At 71.8% G+C, this 18,739-nt stretch carries 16 protein-coding genes; 12 read left to right on the forward strand and 4 right to left on the reverse strand.

From position 1 onward, the window contains the following. Both ACH4YP_RS21465 and ACH4YP_RS21470 read right to left on the reverse strand, forming a co-directional pair. On the reverse strand, positions 1-488 hold a 488-nt coding region (locus ACH4YP_RS21465; RefSeq protein ID WP_398491830.1), incomplete at its 3' end, for an ABC transporter permease. Positions 489-493: 5 nt separating this feature from the next. Continuing rightward, positions 494-1,510: a sugar ABC transporter substrate-binding protein gene (locus ACH4YP_RS21470; protein ID WP_398491832.1), complete on the reverse strand. Its 1,017-nt coding sequence runs from the start codon at positions 1,508-1,510 to the stop codon at positions 494-496. Between the two features lie 315 nt (positions 1,511-1,825). Between ACH4YP_RS21470 and iolC the strand changes: the two genes are divergently transcribed. From iolC to ACH4YP_RS21515, 9 genes are all read left to right on the forward strand, one after another. Continuing rightward, positions 1,826-2,776: a 5-dehydro-2-deoxygluconokinase gene (gene iolC / locus ACH4YP_RS21475; protein WP_398491834.1), complete on the forward strand. Its 951-nt coding sequence runs from the start codon at positions 1,826-1,828 to the stop codon at positions 2,774-2,776. 27 nt (positions 2,777-2,803) lie between these two features. Beyond that, positions 2,804-3,682, forward strand: coding sequence for a deoxyribose-phosphate aldolase (locus tag ACH4YP_RS21480; RefSeq protein WP_361054617.1), 879 nt, complete (start codon positions 2,804-2,806; stop codon positions 3,680-3,682). A 19-nt stretch (positions 3,683-3,701) separates the two neighbouring features. Next, positions 3,702-4,586: a 5-deoxy-glucuronate isomerase gene (iolB, locus tag ACH4YP_RS21485; protein WP_398491836.1), complete on the forward strand. Its 885-nt coding sequence runs from the start codon at positions 3,702-3,704 to the stop codon at positions 4,584-4,586. Between the two features lie 7 nt (positions 4,587-4,593). Next, the gene (gene iolD / locus ACH4YP_RS21490) at positions 4,594-6,468 is read left to right on the forward strand and encodes a 3D-(3,5/4)-trihydroxycyclohexane-1,2-dione acylhydrolase (decyclizing) (RefSeq protein ID WP_398491838.1); all 1,875 of its coding nucleotides are present in this window, start codon (positions 4,594-4,596) and stop codon (positions 6,466-6,468) included. A 31-nt stretch (positions 6,469-6,499) separates the two neighbouring features. After that, a complete protein-coding gene (locus tag ACH4YP_RS21495; protein WP_398491840.1) occupies positions 6,500-7,996 on the forward strand; it encodes a CoA-acylating methylmalonate-semialdehyde dehydrogenase in 1,497 nt (498 codons plus the stop codon). Positions 7,997-8,118: 122 nt separating this feature from the next. Beyond that, positions 8,119-8,901 (forward strand): GntR family transcriptional regulator, encoded by a 783-nt coding sequence (locus tag ACH4YP_RS21500; protein WP_361054628.1) that lies wholly within the window; start codon positions 8,119-8,121, stop codon positions 8,899-8,901. Between the two features lie 118 nt (positions 8,902-9,019). Beyond that, entirely contained in the window at positions 9,020-11,488 is a 2,469-nt protein-coding gene (locus ACH4YP_RS21505; RefSeq protein WP_398491842.1) for a SpoIIE family protein phosphatase, read from the forward strand. Between the two features lie 221 nt (positions 11,489-11,709). Continuing rightward, complete coding sequence (locus ACH4YP_RS21510; protein WP_398491844.1) at positions 11,710-14,178, forward strand: beta-glucosidase; 2,469 nt, start codon at positions 11,710-11,712, stop codon at positions 14,176-14,178. 112 nt (positions 14,179-14,290) lie between these two features. Further along, positions 14,291-14,947 carry a DedA family protein gene (locus ACH4YP_RS21515; protein WP_361054637.1) on the forward strand — a complete coding sequence of 219 codons (657 nt, stop codon included), beginning with the start codon at positions 14,291-14,293 and terminating at the stop codon, positions 14,945-14,947. 93 nt (positions 14,948-15,040) lie between these two features. On the opposite strand, the gene ACH4YP_RS21520 is transcribed toward ACH4YP_RS21515, so the two are convergent. After that, entirely contained in the window at positions 15,041-15,571 is a 531-nt protein-coding gene (locus ACH4YP_RS21520; protein ID WP_361054640.1) for a gamma carbonic anhydrase family protein, read from the reverse strand. An 86-nt stretch (positions 15,572-15,657) separates the two neighbouring features. Between ACH4YP_RS21520 and ACH4YP_RS21525 the strand changes: the two genes are divergently transcribed. Next, positions 15,658-16,476: an acyltransferase gene (locus ACH4YP_RS21525; RefSeq protein ID WP_361054642.1), complete on the forward strand. Its 819-nt coding sequence runs from the start codon at positions 15,658-15,660 to the stop codon at positions 16,474-16,476. Positions 16,477-16,540: 64 nt separating this feature from the next. Here the strand turns inward: ACH4YP_RS21525 and ACH4YP_RS21530 are convergent, their stop codons facing one another. Next, positions 16,541-17,392, reverse strand: coding sequence for an EamA family transporter (locus ACH4YP_RS21530; RefSeq protein WP_398491847.1), 852 nt, complete (start codon positions 17,390-17,392; stop codon positions 16,541-16,543). Between the two features lie 162 nt (positions 17,393-17,554). Between ACH4YP_RS21530 and ACH4YP_RS21535 the strand changes: the two genes are divergently transcribed. Next, the gene (locus tag ACH4YP_RS21535; protein WP_361054649.1) at positions 17,555-18,127 is read left to right on the forward strand and encodes an XRE family transcriptional regulator; all 573 of its coding nucleotides are present in this window, start codon (positions 17,555-17,557) and stop codon (positions 18,125-18,127) included. A gap of 43 nt (positions 18,128-18,170) precedes the next feature. Then, positions 18,171-18,728 carry a YbaK/EbsC family protein gene (locus tag ACH4YP_RS21540; protein ID WP_361054652.1) on the forward strand — a complete coding sequence of 186 codons (558 nt, stop codon included), beginning with the start codon at positions 18,171-18,173 and terminating at the stop codon, positions 18,726-18,728. Positions 18,729-18,739: the final 11 nt, after the last annotated feature.

Consider the following 18,739-nt stretch of genomic DNA (forward strand, 5'->3'; position numbering starts at 1 on the left):
AGGTTGGCGCCCTGAAGGATCAGGAACGACCCCAGCGTGATCAGGAACGACGGCAGCCCGGTACGTACGAGCAGGTAGCCGTTGAACGCGCCGATCGCCAGGGAGACGACGAGGGCGACGATGACGCCTGTCCACACGTTCATGGAGAGCTGGAAGCTCCACATGCTGGCCGTCAGGGCCGAGGTGGTCACGGCCACACCGGCGGACAGGTCGAACTCTCCGCCGATCATCAACAGGGCCACCGGCAGGGCCATGATGCCCATCACCGAGGACTCGTACAGCACGTTGGCCAGGGAGCTGGCCTCGCGGAACGGGGAAGCGACCGCGAAGAAGAAGGCGTACACGGCGATCGCCGCGATGAGCGCGCCGATTTCGGGACGGGCCGCCAGCCTGCGGGCCAGGGAGCGTTCCGAGGTCCGGCCGTCCTTGGGGGCGGCCGGCGGAGCCGGCGACGAGGAACTCGTCGCCGGTGCCGTTGCCTGGGGCATGGGGATCACCGAGTGCCTTTCGCGGCGAACTTCGCGATGGCTTCGACGTTGGACTTGTCGACGAACGCCGGGCCGGTCAGCACCGGCTCCTGGCCACCGCCACTGAAGTTGCCGTTGGTCTTGTAGAGCCACAGGGAGTCCACCGACAGGTAGCCCTGCAGATACGGCTGCTGGTCCACGGCGAACTCGATGTCGCCGTCCTCGACGGCCTTGACCATCTCCTTGTTCAGGTCGAACGTCGCCACCTTCGCCTTGCTGCCGGCGTCGTCCACGGACTCCACCGCGGTCAGGGCGAACGGAGCGCCGAGCGTGACCACGTAGTCGATCGACGTGTCCTGCTTGAGCTTGGCGTTGATCGTCGACTTCACGGCCGGCATGTTCGTGCCGTTCACGTTGAGCGTCGTGGTCTTGCCCTTGAACGTCTTCTTCACACCGGAACAGCGGGCCTCCAGGGAGACGCTGCCCTGCTCGTGGATGACGCAGATGTTGTTCTCCGCGCCGAGCTCGTTGAGCTTCTCGCCGAAGGCCTCACCGGCGACGAACTCGTCCTGGCCGAAGTACTCCAGGAGTCCCTGCTCCTTCCAGTCGTCGATGCCTCCGTTGAGGCCGACGACCGGGATGCCGGCCTTCTTCGCCTTGGCGACGACGTCCTTCATGGCGTCCGGCTTGGAGAGGGTGACCGCGATGCCGTCGACCTTCTGGTCGATCGCGTTCTGGACCAGGTTGGCCTGCTTCGCCGAGTCGGGGCTGTTGGAGTACACCAATTCGACGTTGTCCTTGGCGGCGGCGGTTTGCGCTCCCTTGCGGACGAGGTCCCAGAAGGTGTCGCCGGGGGCCGCGTGGGTGATCATCGCGACCTTCATGCGGGGGGTGTCGGCTTTGCCGGCAGACCCGTTGCCCGCGTCCTCCTCGGCCTTCTTGCCGCCGGAGTCGCTGGAACAGCCGGTGACTATCAGGGCCGCCGCCGCGGCCGCGGCGACGAGGGCGAATCTGCGGGAACGGGGGCGAGACGTGCGGTCCATCTTTCCGGCACCTCACTGTGCGAGAGAAGAAAGGGAGCAGGGGCAGCGGCCCGGGCGGGATGCCCGGTCCTTCGGCCCGTACGGAAGGAGACCGCAGGGCCGCGTACCGACAAATTCGGCTGTGCTGTTGGGAGGGGATGTAAGTGCCTGACGGACCCCGCTGTCAATACTTTGTTAAGACATCATTTCACGACGACGTGAGAATGTAAGTACAAAGTCTTGACATGGCTCGACCTCGGTCTTACACCTAGGACACACCGGTCCCCTGCATCCCGCACCCCCGGGAGCCCGCAGCCACCACGAGGAGCGACGCGTATGACCGAGTCCTTCGACCTGATCACCATGGGTCGCATCGGGGTCGATCTCTACCCTCTGCAGACCGGAGTGCCGCTCGCGCGGGTGGAAACCTTCGGCAAGTTCCTCGGTGGCTCGGCGGCCAACGTGGCGGTCGCCGCGGCCCGTCTCGGCCGTTCCACGGCGATCGTCACCCGAACCGGCGATGATCCCTTCGGAGCCTATCTGCACCAGGCTCTCAAGGAGTTCGGGGTCGACGACCGGTGGGTCACCCCCGTCGAGGCGTACCCGACGCCGGTCACGTTCTGTGAGATCTTCCCGCCCGACGACTTCCCGCTGTACTTCTACCGGCAGCCCAAGGCGCCCGACCTGGAGATCCGCACCGACGAGCTGGACTTCTTCGCCGTCCGGGCGGCGAAGATCTTCTGGATCACCGGCACCGGTCTGAGCGAGGAGCCCAGCCGCTCCGCCACGCTCGCGGCCCTCAAGGCGCGCGACAAGGCCGGCACCACCGTCTTCGACCTCGACTGGCGCCCCATGTTCTGGAAGAACCCGGCCGAGGCACGCCCGTACTACGCCGAGGCCCTGCGGCATGTCACGGTCGCCGTCGGCAACCTTGAGGAGTGCGCGGTCGCCACCGGCGTCCGCGAGCCGCGCGCCTGCGCCGAGGCCCTCCTCGAAGCGGGCGTGGAACTGGCCGTCGTCAAGCAGGGCCCCAAGGGCGTCCTCGCCGTCCACCGCGACGGCACCACCGCGGAAGTGCCGCCCGTACCCGTCGAGGTGGTCAACGGCCTCGGCGCGGGCGACGCGTTCGGCGGCTCGCTCTGTCACGGACTGCTGGCCGGCTGGGAGCTGGAGAAGACGATGCGGTACGCCAACGCGGCCGGCGCCCTGGTCGCCTCCCGCCTCGCCTGCTCCTCCGCGATGCCGACCGCCGCCGAGGTCGAGGATCTCGTCGCCTCCCGCGCCTGACGCGCCACCCCTGAACGGAGCCAACCCTTGAGCATCACCATCCCCGACCTCGTCAGGGTGCGCGCCCGGCACCCGGAGGCGGTGGCCGAAGCGGCCGCCCGCCGTGCCCGGCGGCCCCTCGTCGGCGACAGCGGCCGCCTGATGATCGTGGCGGCCGACCACCCGGCACGCGGCGCGCTCGCAGTCGGCGACCGCAGGCTGGCGATGGCCAACCGCGCCGACCTGCTGGAGCGCCTGTGCGTCGCGCTGTCACGGCCGGGCGTGGACGGGGTGCTCGCCACCGCCGACATCCTGGACGACCTGCTCCTGCTCGGCGCGCTGGAGAACAAGGTCGTCATGGGCTCCATGAACCGCGGCGGCCTGGCCGGTGCGGTCTTCGAGATGGACGACCGGTTCACCGGACACCGCGCCGAGGACATGGCCCGGCTGAACTTCGACGCGGGCAAACTGCTGCTGCGCATCGACTACGACGACCCCGGCTCGCTGAGCACCCTGGAGTCGACGGCCCGCGCGATCGACGACATGGCCGCGCACCGGCTTCCCGTGTTCGTCGAGCCGTTCATCTCCCGCCGCGTCGAGGGAACGGTCCGCAACGACCTCAGCGCCGAGGCCGTCACCCGCTCCATCGCCATCACCTCCGGACTCGGCGGCACGTCCGCCTACACCTGGCTGAAACTGCCCGTCACCAGCGACCCGGACGACATGGCCGCCGTGCTGGAGACCTCGACCCTGCCCGCCGTCCTGCTCGGCGGCGAGGTCGGCAGGGACCAGGAGGGCGCGTACGAGAGATGGCGCAAGGCCCTGCGACTGCCCACCGTCCAGGGCCTGGTCGTCGGCCGGTCCCTGCTCTATCCCGCCGAGGGCAGTGTGGAGACCGCGGTGGACACCGCGGTCGGCCTGCTCTGACCGGAAGGAACCCACTTTCATGACCAGCGCACACCACCTGCCCGCGGGCAAGGCCGCGAGCGGCCCGTACGCCGTGGACGTCACCCCGGAGAGCGCCGGCTGGGACCACTCCAGCCTTCGTGTCCTCGAACTGGCGCCCGGCGGCACGCACTTGTTCACCGCCGGGGACAGCGAGTGGATCGTGACCTCGCTCAGTGGCGGCTGCGCCGTCACGGTCGTCGACGACTTCGGCCGCGACGAGTTCGAACTGCGCGGCCGCGCCAGCGTGTTCAGCGGTGCCAGCGACCTCGTGTACGTCCCGCGCGACGCGACCGCGACGCTCACCTCGGCCGACGGCGGGCGCTTCGCGCTCACCGGGGCCCGCTGCTCCCGGCGCCTGCCGGCCCGCTACGGGTCCGCCGAGTCCGTACCCGTCGAGCTGCGCGGCACCGGCAACTGCTCGCGCATGGTCCGCAACTTCGGCGCGGCCGGGGTCTTCGAGTGCGACAAGCTCATCGCGGTCGAGGTGATCACCCCGGGCGGCAACTGGTCCTCGTACCCGCCGCACAAGCACGACGAGAACCGGCCCGGCGAGGAGTCGGAGCTGGAGGAGATCTACTACTTCGAGATCGCCGACCACGAGGGCACGCCCGGCCTCGGCTACCAGCGGGTCTCCCCGTCCGGCCACGGCAGCGGCACCGACGTGCTCGCCGAGGTGCGCGGCGGCGACGTCGTCCTGATCCCGGACGGCTGGCACGGCCCCTCCATCGCCTCGCCCGGACACGACATGTACTACCTCAACGTCATGGCGGGCCCCGGCGCCGACCGGGCCTGGCTGATCTGCGACCACCCCGACCACGCCTGGATCCGCGACACCTGGCCGAGCCAGCCCGTCGACCCCCGGCTGACCCGAACCACCCAGTGAGGAACCGATGAGCCGCTCCACCCTTCGCCTGACCGTCGCCCAGGCACTGGTGCGTTTCCTGGCCGCGCAGTACACCGAACGCGACGGCGTACGGCACCGGCTGATCGCCGGCACCTGGGGGATCTTCGGCCATGGCAACGTCGCCGGGATCGGCCAGGCGCTCCTGGAGGCCGGCGAGGAGACCATGCCGTTCCACCAGGGCCGCAACGAACAGGCCATGGTGCACGCCGCCGTCGGCCACGCCCGCCAGCTGAACCGGCTCTCCGCCCAGGCGGTCACCACCTCCATCGGCCCGGGCGCCACCAACCTGGTCACCGGCGCGGCCCTGGCCACGGTCAACCGCCTCCCGGTGCTGCTCCTGCCAGGCGACTACTTCGCGACCCGCGCCGCCGACCCGCTGCTCCAGCAGCTGGAGCACCCCGTCGAGGCGGACCTGTCGGTCAACGACACCCTGCGCCCGGTCTCCCGGTACTTCGACCGGATCACCCGCCCCGAGGCGCTGATCCCCTCCGCCCTGAACGCGATGCGCGTACTCGCCGACCCGGTCGAGACCGGCGCCGTCACCCTCGCCCTGCCGCAGGACGTCCAGGCCGAGGCGTACGACTGGCCCGAGGAGTTCTTCGCCGACCGGATCTGGCACGTACGCCGCCCGGCGCCCGAACCGGCCGAGCTCGCGGCCGCCGTGGAAGCCGTACGCGGCGCCCGGCGCCCCCTGATCGTCGCGGGCGGCGGCATCCACCACAGCGAGGCCGAGCCGGCTCTCAAGGCGTTCGTGGAGGCCACTGGCATCCCGGTCGCGTCCACCCAGGCCGGCAAGGGCTCCCTGCGCTTCGACCACCCGGCGGACCTCGGCGGCGTCGGCCACACCGGCACCGCCGTCGCCGACGAACTGGCCCGCGCCGCCGACCTGGTCATCGGCGTCGGCACCCGCTACACCGACTTCACCACCGCCTCCGCCACGCTCTTCCAGGAGCCGGGCGTGCGGTTCGTGAACCTCAACGTGGCCGCCTTCGACGCGCACAAGCTGAGCGCGCGGACCCTGGTCGCCGACGCCCGCGCCGGTCTGGAGGCCCTCACCGAGGCGCTGTCCGGCCACCGTGTGGACGCGGCGTACGAGGCCGAGTACCGCGCGGGCAAGGAGCGCTGGGAGGAGGTCGTGGACGCCGTCTACCGGGCGGACGACGAGCACGCGGTGCCCACCCAGACCCAGGTCCTGGGCGCCCTGGACGCCGTGGTCGGCGACGACGACGTCGTCATCAACGCGGCCGGCTCGCTCCCCGGCGACCTGCACAAGCTCTGGCGCGCTCGAAGCCCGCGCCAGTACCACCTGGAGTACGGCTACTCCTGCATGGGCTACGAGATCCCGGCGGGCATCGGCGTCCAGCAGGCCGCCCCCGGCATCGCCGTCTGGTCACTGGTCGGCGACGGCACGTACCTCATGATGCCCACCGAGATCGTCACCGCCGTCCAGGAGGGCCTGCCCGTCAACCTGGTGCTGATCCAGAACCACGGGTACGCGTCCATCGGCGGCCTCTCCGAGGAGACGGGCGGCGAGCGCTTCGGCACCGCCTACCGCTACCGGGCCGCCGACGGAACGTTCACCGGCGCCCCGCTGCCCGTGGACCTGGCCGCCAACGCCGCCAGCCTCGGCATGGACGTCCTGCGCGCCAAGACCGTCCGCGAACTGCGCGACGCCCTGGCCACGGCCCGCGCCTCGGACCGGCCGACGTGCGTGTACGTCGAGACCGACCCGACGCCCACCGCCCCCGCCGCGGAGGCCTGGTGGGACGTACCGGTCGCCGAGGTCGCCTCCCGCGAAGCCGCCGCCCTCGCCCGCGAACGGTACGACGAGCGCGTCGCCGACCGCCGCCGCCACCTCTGACCTCCCTCCGCTCACGAAAAGGATCCACACCATGAAGAACCTGAACCACTGGATCGGGGGGAAGCCCGTCGAGGGCGCCTCCGGCCGCTTCGGACCCGTCTACAACCCCGCCACGGGCGCCCAGGACAAGCAGGTGCCCCTCGCCTCCGTGGACGAGGTGGACGCCGCCGTCGCCTCCGCGAAGGCCGCCTTCGCCAGCTGGGGGACCGCCTCGCTGGCCAAGCGCACGACCGTCCTCTTCAAGTACCGCGAGCTGCTCGACGCGCACCGCGACGAGATCGCCGAGCTGATCACCGCCGAGCACGGCAAGGTGCACTCGGACGCGCTCGGCGAGGTCGCCCGGGGCATGGAGATCGTCGAACTCGCCTGTTCCGTACCGCAGTTGGTGAAGGGCGAGCTGTCCACGCAGGTCTCCACGCGCGTCGACGTGGCCGCGATCCGCCAGCCCCTCGGTGTCGTCGCGGGCATCACGCCGTTCAACTTCCCGGCCATGGTGCCGATGTGGATGTTCCCGCTGGCCATCGCCTGCGGCAACACCTTCGTCCTCAAGCCGAGCGAGAAGGACCCCTCCGCCTCCTACCGGCTGGCCGAACTCGCCTCCGAGGCGGGCCTCCCCGACGGCGTGCTCAACGTCGTACAGGGCGACAAGGTCGCCGTGGACCGCCTCCTGGAGCACCCCGACATCACGGCCGTCTCCTTCGTCGGCTCCACGCCCATCGCCAAGTACATCCAGCTCAAGGGCATCGAGCACGGCAAGCGCGTACAGGCCCTCGGCGGTGCCAAGAACCACATGCTCGTGCTGCCCGACGCCGACCTGGACTTCGCCGCCGACCAGGCCATCAACGCCGCGTACGGCTCGGCCGGCGAGCGCTGCATGGCCGTGTCCGTCGTCGTCGCGGTCGGCGACACCGGCGACGAGCTGGTCGGAAAGATCGCCGAGCGGGCCAAGGGCCTGAAGATCGGCCCCGGCAGCGACGCGGCCAGCGAGATGGGCCCGCTCATCACCCGCGAGCACCGCGACAAGGTCGCCTCGTACGTGACGGGCGCGGCCGCCCAGGGCGCCGAGGTCGTCGTGGACGGCACCGGCTTCACCGTCCCGGGCCACGAGGACGGCTTCTTCATCGGCGTCTCGCTCCTCGACAAGGTGCCGGTCACCGCGGACGCGTACAAGGACGAGATCTTCGGTCCGGTGCTCTGTGTGGTCCGCGCCGAGACGTACGACGAGGCCATCGCGCTGATCAACAGCTCCCGCTGGGGCAACGGCACCGCGATCTTCACCCGGGACGGCGGCGCCGCCCGCCGCTTCCAGCTGGAGGTCCAGGCCGGCATGGTCGGCGTCAACGTGCCGATCCCCGTGCCCGTCGGCTACCACTCGTTCGGCGGCTGGAAGGACTCCCTCTTCGGGGACCACCACATCTACGGCAACGACGGCATCGCCTTCTACACCCAGGGCAAGGTCATCACCACCCGCTGGCCCGACCCGGCCGACGGCGGCGGTATCAACCTCGGCTTCCCCAGCAACTCCTGACGGAAGCCACACCCGAAGGAGGCCGTGCCCGACCCGGGTACGGCCTCACCGAAGCCGTCCGGGGGACCGGCAGGACCTGACCGCAAGCCACGTACGACGGACATGTGAAGGGAGGGGCTTCCGTGGCAGAGACCGAAACCGCACGTCCGGGGAACGCCGCAGCGTTCGACAGCCTGGAGGTCGCCCTGGACCGGGGCAGCCCGATCCCGCTCTACTACCAGCTTGCCCAGCAACTGGAGTCCGCGATCGAGCACGGGGCGCTCGCCCCGGGCAACCTCCTGGGCAACGAGGTGGACATCGCCGCCCGGCTCGGCCTGTCCAGGCCGACCGTCCGCCAGGCCATCCAGTCCCTGGTGGAGAAGGGCCTGATGGTGCGCCGCCGGGGCATCGGCACCCAGGTGGTGCACAGCCAGGTCAGGCGTTCGCTGGAACTGAGCAGCCTCTACGACGACCTGGCGGCGGCCGGACAGAGCCCCGCCACCCGGGTGCTGCGCAACGAGATCGAGTCGGCCTCGCCGGAGGTCGCCGCGGCCCTCGGCATCGCCGAGGGCCGGGACGTCATCATGCTCGAACGGCTGCGCTCCACCCACGGCGAACCCGTCGCCCACCTGACCAACTACCTGCCCGCCACGCTCCTCGACCTGGACACCGAACGGCTGGAGGCGACGGGCCTCTACCGGATGATGCGGGCCGCCGGAATCACCCTGCACAGCGCCCGCCAGACCGTGGGCGCCCGCTGCGCCACCGCCGACGAGGGGACGCTGCTCGACGAGCCGGAGGGAGCCGCGCTGCTCACCATGTGCCGCACGGCCTACGACGACACCGGGCGGGCCGTAGAGTACGGGACCCACGTCTACCGCGCCGCGCGCTACACGTTCGACTTTCAGCTGCTCGTACGCCCCTGACCGGGTGCGGCTGCCGGGGTCGGAAGGCGGCCGCGGCGGTACGTTGGGCCCGTATCGCGCGGGTGCACAAAGCATGGCGTACGGGAACGGACCACTCCCCGGAACGGAGGGGATCAGAGTGGCGACGAGCGAGGAGAGCGGCGTGACGCGGCGGCGGTTCGACATGGCGGACGCCGCGGTGGTGCTGCTGGACGCGCGCATGGCGGTGGCCGGCTGGACCGGCGACGCCGAGCAGCTGTTCGGCTACCGCCGGGCCGAGGTCGTCGGCCGCGCCGCGGCCGACCTGCTGATGCCCGAGGACGCCGCGCGCCTGCCCGACCTGACCCGCCGCTGCGGCCGCAACGGCGGCTGGACCGGGCTCCTCGCGGTGCGCCACCGGGACGGACACCCCGTCGTCACGACGGTACGGGTCGTCCCGGCCGTGGAGGCGGCGGAGGGCCCGCCGCGCTGGGTGGTCCTGGCCGCCGACTCGACCGGCGCCGCGGGCTGGGACATGAGCCGCGCGGTGCTGGAGCGGATGGCCTCGCACTCACCCATCGGCATAGCGATCGTCGACGCGGACCTGCGGTACGTGTGGTCGAACGCGGCCCTGGAGCAGTTCGGCGGCGGACCCGCGCACCAGCGGATCGGGAAACGGCTCGCGGACATCCAGCCGGGCCTGGACGCCCGGGCCCTGGAGTCCGTGATGCGCCAGGTCCTGGAGACCGGCGAGGCCGTCGTCGGCTACGAACACGTCGGTACGGTCCGCTCGGCGCCGCACCGGGACACGGCCCACGCGATGTCGTTCACCCGGCTCGACGACGACCACGGCAACCCGATCGGCGTGTACTACACAGTCGTGGACGTCACCGAGCGCTACCGGGCCCGCCAACGCCTCACCCTCCTGGACCAGGCAGGCAAGCGCCTCGGCCGCACCCTGGACGTCATGCGCACCGCCCAGGAGCTGGCCGACGTGGCGGTTCCGGGACTCGCGGACTTCGTCGCCGTCGATCTGCTGGAGACCGTCCTCGAAGGGGGCGAGCCCGTCTCCGGGCCGCTGAGCGGGACGGACGCCATGCCGCTGCGCCGGGCCGGCCACCAGTCGGTGAACGAGGGCGTCCCCGAGGCAGTGGTCGCGATCGGCGACGTGGCCGCCTACCTGCCCGAAGCACCCCCGATCCGCGCGCTGACCGGCGGCACGTCCTGGATCGAGGAGCGGCTCGACCCGCTGGCCCCCGAGTGGGCCACGGGCATCGCGGGCGACCGGGCCGCCACCTTCCTCGACCTCGGACTGCACACCGCGATGATCGTGCCGGTGCGGGCCCGCGGCACGATGCTCGGGATCACCACGTTCTTCCGGCGCCACCGGCAGGACCCCTTCGACCAGGACGACCTGGGCCTGGCCGAGGAGTTCGTCGGCCGCGCCGCCCTGTGCCTCGACAACGCCCGCCGCTACACCCGGGAGCGCGACGCGGCCCTCGTGCTCCAGCGCCATCTGCTGCCGCACCGGCTCCCCGAGCAGGACGCGATGGAGGTCGCCGCCTGCTACCGCCCGGCCGACGAGCTGACCGGGCTCGGCGGCGACTGGTTCGACGTCATCCCGCTGTCGGGCGCCCGCGTCGCCCTGGTGGTGGGCGACGTCGTCGGCCACGGCATCGAGGCCGCCGCGGCCATGGGCCGGCTGAGGGCCGCCGTGCAGACCCTCGCCGACCTGGACCTGCCGCCCGAGGAGGTGCTCGCCCACCTCGACGACCTGGTCGACCGGGCCGGATACGAGGACGACTCCGCAGCGTCCCCGCGCGCCGACGGCGTACGGGCCAAGGGCGCCAGCTGCCTGTACGCGGTGTACGACCCGGTCGGCGGCCGGTGCTCCATGGCCGCCGCGGGCCACGGGCTGCCCGTGATCGTCGCCCCGGACGGCACGGTCGACTTCCCCGAGCTGCCGCCGGGCCCCGCGCTCGGTGTGGGCGGCCCGCCCTTCGAGTCGGTCGAACTGCCGCTCGCGGAAGGCAGCGTGCTCGCCCTGTGTACCGACGGCCTGCTCGCCGCCGAGGGGCCCGCGCCGCAGCGGGACGCCGCCGCCGACCGGGAGCGGCTGCGCCGGGTGCTCGAACGGCGGGCGCCGAGCCTCGACGACCGCTGCCAGGCCGTGGTGGAGGCGCTCGTCCCGGCCCGTCCGCCGGACGACGTGGTCCTGCTGATGGCCCGCGCCCGCCGCCTCGACGCGGAACGGACGGTGTCCTGGGAGCTGCCGCGCGACCCGGCGGCCGTCGCCGACGTGCGCAAGCGGACGTCACGGCAGCTGTGCGAGTGGGGCCTGGACGAGCTGACCTTCACCACCGAACTCGTCGTCAGCGAACTCGTCACCAACGCCATCCGGCACGCCTCCGGGCCGATAAGGCTGCGGCTGATCATGTCGCGGACGCTGGTCTGCGAGGTCTGGGACGCCAGCCCCACCGCCCCGCACCTGCGTCACCCGAAGACGACCGACGAGGGCGGCCGCGGTCTGTTCCTGGTCTCCCAGTTCACCCAGCGCTGGGGCACGCGTTACACCCAGGACGGCAAGATCATCTGGACGGAGCAGTCACTCACGGGCCCGGAGATCTGAGCGGGCCGGAGACCTGGGCGGGCCGGCCCGGCGGCGCGGCGCGGCGCGGCATGCTCTCAAGGTGCGACGGCGCGACACGTTTCCGTCGTGCCCGTTGTGCCTAACGGTGTGTTAAGTCACTTTTGTCGCATGGTGTGTCCGGAGGTCTACCCCGGACCGGCCGCCCGCGCGCCCCCGCGGTTCACCTCCTCGTGCCCGCACCCAACGAGGAGTGACGCCTCATGTCCGACACCGTGTCCCGGCGGTCCGTCCTGCGCCTGCTGGGCGGCGCGACCGCCGTCGCCCTGGCCGCGACCGCGGGGCCCCCGTCCCTCGCGCACGCGGCCGCCGCCCGGCGACAACCGGCCGCGGGCCCCCGCGTCGAGGGACTGCTCACCAAGCTCACCCTGGACGAGAAACTCTCCCTGCTGCACGGCGCCACCGACCCCAAGGCCCTCGGCCAGGCCGGTTACGTACCCGGCGTGGAACGGCTCGGCATCCCGCCGCTGCGCCTCGCCGACGGCCCCGCCGGAGTCCGCGTCAAGCAGCACGCCACCGCCCTGCCCGCGCCCGTCCTGCTCGCCGCCGCCTTCGACCCCGGCCTCGCCCGCCGCTACGGCCAGGTCATCGGCCGCGAGGGCCGCGCCCTCGGCCAGGACGTGCTGCTCTCCCCGATGGTCAACCTCATCCGCACCCCGTACGCGGGCCGCAACTTCGAGACGTTCAGCGAGGACCCGCTGCTCTCCGCCGATCTCGTGGCCGAGGAGATCAAGGGCATCCAGGGCGAGGGCCTCATCGCGACCGTCAAGCACTACGCGATGAACAACCAGGAGAAGGACCGCGACTCCATCGACGTACGGGTCGACGAGCAGACCCTCAACGAGGTCGAGCTGCGCGCCTTCGAGGCCGCCGTCGGCGCCGGCGCCCGCGCGGTCATGGGCGCCTACAACAAGGTCAACGGCACCTACGCCTGCGAGAGCAAGGAACTCCTCACCGGCATCCTCCGCGACCGCTGGGGGTTCGAGGGCTGGGTGATGACCGACTGGCACGCGGCCCACAGCACGGTCGCCTCGCTCACCGCGGGCCTCGACATGGAGATGCCCAACGGCAAGTACTTCGGGGCCGCGCTCAAGACGGCCGTCCAGAACGGCAGCGTCTCCGAGGAGTACGTCGACCGGGCGGTACGTCGCATCCTCACCACCATGGACGACTTCGGGATGCTCGACGGCAGCGCCCCGCCCCGCCCGGCCCGCAACCCGTCGGCGGGCGCGGCGGTCGCCCTGGAGGTCGCCAAGGCGGGCGCCACCCTCCTGCACAACAGGAACGGCACGCTGCCCCTGACCGGCGAGGCCGCCCGCAGCATCGCCGTCGTCGGCCCCACCGGCTCGCTGCCCTTCGTCAGCGGCGGCGGCAGCGCCCACGTCGTCCCCGACCACGCCGAGCGCCCCCTGGACGCCATCAAGTCTCGCGCGGGACAAGGCGCCCAGGTGTCCTACGCGCTCGGCGAGGACCTCTTCGGCAAGCCCCTGCCCGAGGACGCGCTCACGAAGGGCGTCGACCCGGAGGGCCAGCGGGTCGCCGCCGGGAAGACCTGGACGTACGAGGGGACGCTCACCGTCGAGGACGACGACGAGTGGACCTTCGTCATCCACTACTCGGGCACGCGTCCCAAGGTGCTCCTCGACGGCGTCGACCTCTTCCCGGTGGCGACCGGGCTCGCGGAGTACTTCGCGGGCGGTCTGGTGTCGGCCGCGCCCGACGGGCTCGCGGTGCGCCGCAGGACGCTCGATCTCACCGCCGGAGAGCACCGGGTCGAGATCACCGCGAAGGGCGGCGCCCAGGGGCAGACGTTCCGGCTGCGGCACGTCACCGGTGCGACCCGCGCCCAGGACGTGGCCGAGGCCGTGGAGGCTGCGCGGGCCGCGGAGAGCGTCGTGCTCTTCGCGTACGAGGACGCCACCGAGAACCAGGACCGCACGACCCTCGCGCTCCCCGGCCACCAGGCCGGGCTGATCGAGGCGGTGACGGCGGTGAACCCCCGTACGACCGTCGTCCTCAACACCTCCTCCTCGACGTCGATGCCGTGGCTGGAGCGCACCGCCGCCGTGCTGCAGATGTACTACCCGGGCCAGGAGGGCGCGGCCGCCACCGCCGCCGTCCTGTTCGGCGACTGCGACCCCGGCGGACGGCTCACCCAGACCTTCCCGGTGGACGACGACCACCACCCGGTCGCGGGCGACACGCGCCGCTACCCGGGCGTGAACGGCGTCGAGGAGTACTCGGAGGGCGTCCACGTCGGCCACCGCTGGTACGACGCCGAGGACGTGCGGCCGCTGTTCCCGTTCGGGCACGGACTCTCGTACACCTCCTTCGTGTACGAGGAGCTGGGGGTGGCGCGGACCGGGGACGGTCTTGAGGTGGTGTTCACCGTGCGGAACACGGGACGGCGGGACGGGGTCGACATCCCGCAGGTCTACGTGGGTCCCTCGCCGGACCTCCAAGTCGACCAGGCCGAAAGGGTGTTGGGCGGCTATCAGCGGCTCTCGCTCAAGGCGGGGGAGTCGCGCCGGGTCACCGTGCGCGTCGACGAGCGCACGCTCTCCTCGTGGAACGCCGAGCGGCACGGCTGGGTGCTCGGCACCGGGCGGCGGACCGTGTGGGTGGGGGCCTCGGCGGGTGAACCGCGGCTCAGCGGGCGGGCGCTGGTGTGAGGCCGACGGGACTCCGTGCGGTCCAAGTGACCGGGTAGGCTGCCCGGCGTGCGCCCGGCCCGGGCGCACGCCGGGCCAGGCCCGGCTCGCGGTGAATCGGGAGGAACCGGCGTTGCACGTCCAGGAGTGGCTAGAGACAGTGCCCGCGGTCAGCATCTACGCGCTGGTGGGCCTGGTCATCGGCCTGGAGAGCCTGGGCATTCCACTGCCGGGCGAGATCATCCTCGTCTCCGCGGCGCTGCTCGCCTCCCAGCACGGTGACATCAACCCCGTCGTCCTCGGCGCCTGCGCCGTCGCCGGAGCGATCATCGGTGACTCCATCGGCTACGCCATCGGCCGCAAGGGCGGACGCCCACTGCTGGCCTGGCTCGGTGCGAAGTTCCCGCGGCACTTCAGCGAGGGCCATATCGCCACCGCCGAGAAGTCCTTCGAGAAGTGGGGCATGTGGGCCGTGTTCTTCGGCCGCTTCGTCGCCCTGCTGCGGATCTTCGCGGGCCCGCTCGCGGGTGTGCTGCGCATGCCGTACTGGAAGTTCCTGACCGCCAACGTCCTCGGCGGCATCCTCTGGGCCGGCGGCACCACCGCGGTCATCTACTACGTCGGCATCGTCGCCGAGTCCTGGCTCAAGCGCTTCTCCTGGCTCGGCCTGGTCCTGGCCCTCCTCATCGGCCTCACCTCGATGCTGGTCCTCAAGCGCAAGGCGAAGAAGGTCTCGGCGGAGCGAGAGGCCGAGCGGTCGACGGCCGACCCGGTCCCGGCGACCGACTGAGAGGCTGCGCCCTGTAACGGGGCGCAGCCCCGTTTTTGGGGGCGCGGGGAACCGCGCGACCAGCCGCGGCCGGCCCGCGGCCCGCGACGCACATCAGCCCCCGTGTGCAGCCCGGTGTTCCCGAGCCAGCGCCACGTACAACGTCCCGTTCAGCGAGATCCCCTCCCGCTCCTCGTCGGTGAGTTCCCGCCTGACCTTGGCGGGCACTCCCGCGACAAGAGATCCCGGCGGCACCCGCATCCCCTGCGGGACAAGGGCCTGCGCGGCGACCAGCGAACCCGCCCCGATCACCGCCCCGTTGAGGATGGTCGCGCCCATCCCGACCAGACAGTCGTCCTCGACGGTGGCACCGTGCACCACGGCGTTGTGCCCGATCGACACCCGCTCCCCGACGGTGACGGGGAACCCGGGGTCGACATGCAGCGTGCAGTTGTCCTGCACGTTGCTGTCCGCGCCGATGACAATGGGCCCGCACTCGGCCCGCAGCACCGCCCCGTACCAGACGCTCGCGCCCGGATGCAGCGTCACCTCGCCGAGCACCACGGACATCGGGGCGACGAACGCCTCCTGATCCACCTTCGGATCCTTGCCGCCCACGCCCGCGATCAGCGCCTCGTGCGTCATCGCCGTCTCCTCGTTCTCGTTGGTACCGGCACCGTAAGGGATACGGCCACGCCACGGTGGGGCGAAGATCACAGGTGCTCGGGCTCATGGCCGGACGTCACGCTGAGTACGGTGAGCGGGTGCCCAAGCGCAAGAACACGTTCTCATCCCGGCGGCGCCGGCTCGTCCAGCGCGCCGTCCACGCGGGCTGGTCCTGGGTGCAGCGCACGGGTGCGGTGACCGCCGAGCGGCCCGGACGACTGCGCTTCGGGGCGATGGGAACAGGTACCAGGCTGGCCTTCCCGCAGGGCACCGTCTTCGGTGAGCCGTGGATCCATCTCGGCGACCACTGCATCATCGCCGAACAGGTCACTCTGACCGCCGGGCTGATGCCCGACCTCGACCTCGGCCCGGACCCCATCCTCCGCCTCGGCGACGGTGTCGTCCTCGGCCGCGGCAGCCACGTCATCGCCGACACGACGGTCACGATCGGCAGCGACTGCTACTTCGGGCCGTACGTGTACGTGACGTCCACCAACCACTCCTACGACGACCCCCACGAGCCCATCGGCAAGCAGTGGCCGCGGATGGAGCCGGTGGAGATCGGCCCGGGCTGCTGGATCGGCACCGGCGCGGTCATCCTGCCGGGCGCGCGGATCGGGCGGAACGTCGTGGTGGCGGCCGGCGCGGTCGTACGCGGAGTCGTGCCCGACCACGCGGTGGTGGCCGGGGCGCCGGCCAGGGTCGTACGCCGCTGGACCGCCGCCGACGGCTGGCAGCCGCCGCTGCGCACACCCGCGCCGGTGCCGATTCCCGACGGGGTCACACCGGAGCAGCTGCTCGCGCTGGCGGAGCTGGACGCGGAGAGCATCGCCGGCTTGCGGGCCGTCGAGGACGCCCACGGGGACGTACGCGCGGAGTCCTGACGGGCCGGGGACCCTTCGGGGCCGAGGCGCGGGGGTCGCTCAGCCCGTGGCGAGCTGTGGTGGTTCAACCCGTGGCGAGCAGTACCGTGCCCACCAGCGCCAGGCCCGCCCCCGCCGCCTGGATCCCGCGCAGCCGCTCGCTCAGGAAACCGCGCGCGGCGAGGGCCGTCACGACCGGGCAGAGCGAGGCGAGGACGGCGGCCACGGTGACCGGGCCGCGCTGGGCGGCCAGTGAGTACGTGCCGTTGGCGGCCACGTCCGCGAGTCCGACGAACGCCAGGGCCGGAACCGACTCCCATGCGATCCTCGGGGGAGCCACGCTGCCGCGCCGGACGGCGACGTACAGGGCCGTGCCTCCCGTGACGACGTTCGTGACGCGCTGCACGAACAGGGCGAGGAAGAGGCCGGTGAGCGTGGACGACGCCTCGGCGATCAGGGCCATCACCGCACCGAACCCGAACGCCGCGACCAGGGTGAGCAGCACGGCCTGCCGCTGCACGGGGGCGCCCCTGAAGTGCGGTCCGCCCGCGAGGACGACCCCCACGACGGCGACCGCGATGCCCGCGAACTGCACCAGGCCCGGGCGCTCGCCGAGAACGAGGCCCACCGCCACGGGGACGGCGATGCTGAGCGAGGCGAGGGGCGAGACGACGCCCATCGGGCCGAGGGCGAGAGCCTTGTAGAAGGCCAGCATCCCGACTGGCCCGACGAGGCCGGCCGCCACCGCGAACCACAGCCGCGGGCCCGCCTCGCTCCAGGCGCCGGTGACGAGGACGATCGCGCCGAGCACGACGGCGGCGATCGACTGCGAGACGACCACGACCGTCAGCGCGGGCGTACGTCGTGCCAGCAGCCCGCCGCCGAAGTCGGCCAGTCCCCACAGGAGGCTTGTGGCCAGGGCGAACAGGGCTGTCATCGGATGCCTCGCAGTACAGTTCGATGGACGATTCGGTGCACCACACCGTAGTTCAGTTCATTGAACTCTGTCATCCAGAATATTGAACAACCCTCAAGCCTCGTGGGGCCGAGCTTCGTGAGAGCCGGGCCTCATGAGAACCACGAGAACATTGGACGGAAAGTGTCGGACCTCGACCTCCTGACCCAGTCCCTGGCGCGCAACGTCAAGCGCTGGCGCACCGAGCGCGGCTTCACCCTGGACACGCTCGCCGCCCGCGCCGGGGTCAGCCGCGGCATGCTCATCCAGATCGAGCAGGCTCGCACCAACCCCAGCCTGGGCACCGTCGTCAAGATCGGTGACGCGCTCGGCATCAGCATCACCACACTGCTCGACTACGAGCAGGGGCCGAAGGTCCGGATCGTCCCGGCCGACCAGGCCGTGCGGCTCTGGCACACCGACACGGGCAGCTACAACCGGCTCCTCGCGGGCACCGAGGCGCCCGGCCCGCTGGAGATGTGGGACTGGCTGCTGATGCCGGGCGAGGGGAGCCCCTCCGACCCGCACCCTGCGGGCACGGTCGAGCTGCTCCACGTCACGAAGGGCGAACTGACGCTCACCGTCGATGGCGCGGAGTACCGCGTCCCCGTGGGCGCGAGCGTCTCCTTCGAGGCCAACACCCCTCACACGTACGCCAATTCGGGCGACGTACCGCTGGAGATGGTCATGGCGGTGTCGGTCCCGGGCGTGCACTGAGACCCTCGTCCGGCGCCGCGCGCACGGCTGTTAGCGTGCCGTCATGCGCGCACCCATCGGACAGTTCGACGACGCCACCCCCGCTCCCGACCGCCTCGACACACTGACCCGCCCGGTCGCCGACGCCGTACGCCAGTGGCGCGGCAGCGTCCCCGCCGACCAGATCGTGTACGTCGACACCGAGCCGGAGTGGGCCGACACCGCCACCTTCGTCGAGCACTACGGCAAGGACCTCCTCGACCGGTCGGCCAACTGCGTGGTCGTGGCGGGCAAGCGCGGCGGGGAGACCACGCTCGCCGCGTGCGTCGTGCTCTCGACCACCCGCGTCGACGTGAACGGCGCTGTGCGCCGCCAACTGGGCGCGCGCAAGGCCTCGTTCGCCTCGATGGACACGGCGACCGGCGAGACGGGCATGGAGTACGGCGGCATCACGCCGATCGGACTCCCCGCCGACTGGCCGGTGTTGGTCGACTCGGCCGTGGTCGACCTCCCGTACGTGCTGGTCGGCAGCGGTCGTCGGCGGGGGAAGCTGCTCGTTCCGGGCAAGGCGTTCGCGGAGCTGCCGAACGCCGTGGTGCTGGAGGGACTCGGGGTCGCCTGACCCTTTCTGTT

It is taken from the genome of Streptomyces sp. NPDC020747, from assembly GCF_044334695.1.
Lineage (GTDB): Bacteria > Actinomycetota > Actinomycetes > Streptomycetales > Streptomycetaceae > Streptomyces.

Excerpts from the sequence above, each read along its gene's own strand:
- ACH4YP_RS21470 (WP_398491832.1), bottom strand. The coding sequence starts at position 1,510 with ATGGACCGCACGTCTCGCCCCCGTTCCCGCAGATTCGCCCTCGTCGCC.
- iolC (WP_398491834.1), top strand. The coding sequence starts at position 1,826 with ATGACCGAGTCCTTCGACCTGATCACCATGGGTCGCATCGGGGTCGAT.
- iolB (WP_398491836.1), top strand. The coding sequence starts at position 3,702 with ATGACCAGCGCACACCACCTGCCCGCGGGCAAGGCCGCGAGCGGCCCG.
- iolD (WP_398491838.1), top strand. The coding sequence starts at position 4,594 with ATGAGCCGCTCCACCCTTCGCCTGACCGTCGCCCAGGCACTGGTGCGT.
- ACH4YP_RS21495 (WP_398491840.1), top strand. The coding sequence starts at position 6,500 with ATGAAGAACCTGAACCACTGGATCGGGGGGAAGCCCGTCGAGGGCGCC.
- ACH4YP_RS21510 (WP_398491844.1), top strand. The coding sequence starts at position 11,710 with ATGTCCGACACCGTGTCCCGGCGGTCCGTCCTGCGCCTGCTGGGCGGC.
- ACH4YP_RS21520 (WP_361054640.1), bottom strand. The coding sequence starts at position 15,571 with ATGACGCACGAGGCGCTGATCGCGGGCGTGGGCGGCAAGGATCCGAAG.
- ACH4YP_RS21525 (WP_361054642.1), top strand. The coding sequence starts at position 15,658 with ATGGCCGGACGTCACGCTGAGTACGGTGAGCGGGTGCCCAAGCGCAAG.
- ACH4YP_RS21530 (WP_398491847.1), bottom strand. The coding sequence starts at position 17,392 with ATGACAGCCCTGTTCGCCCTGGCCACAAGCCTCCTGTGGGGACTGGCC.
- ACH4YP_RS21540 (WP_361054652.1), top strand. The coding sequence starts at position 18,171 with ATGCGCGCACCCATCGGACAGTTCGACGACGCCACCCCCGCTCCCGAC.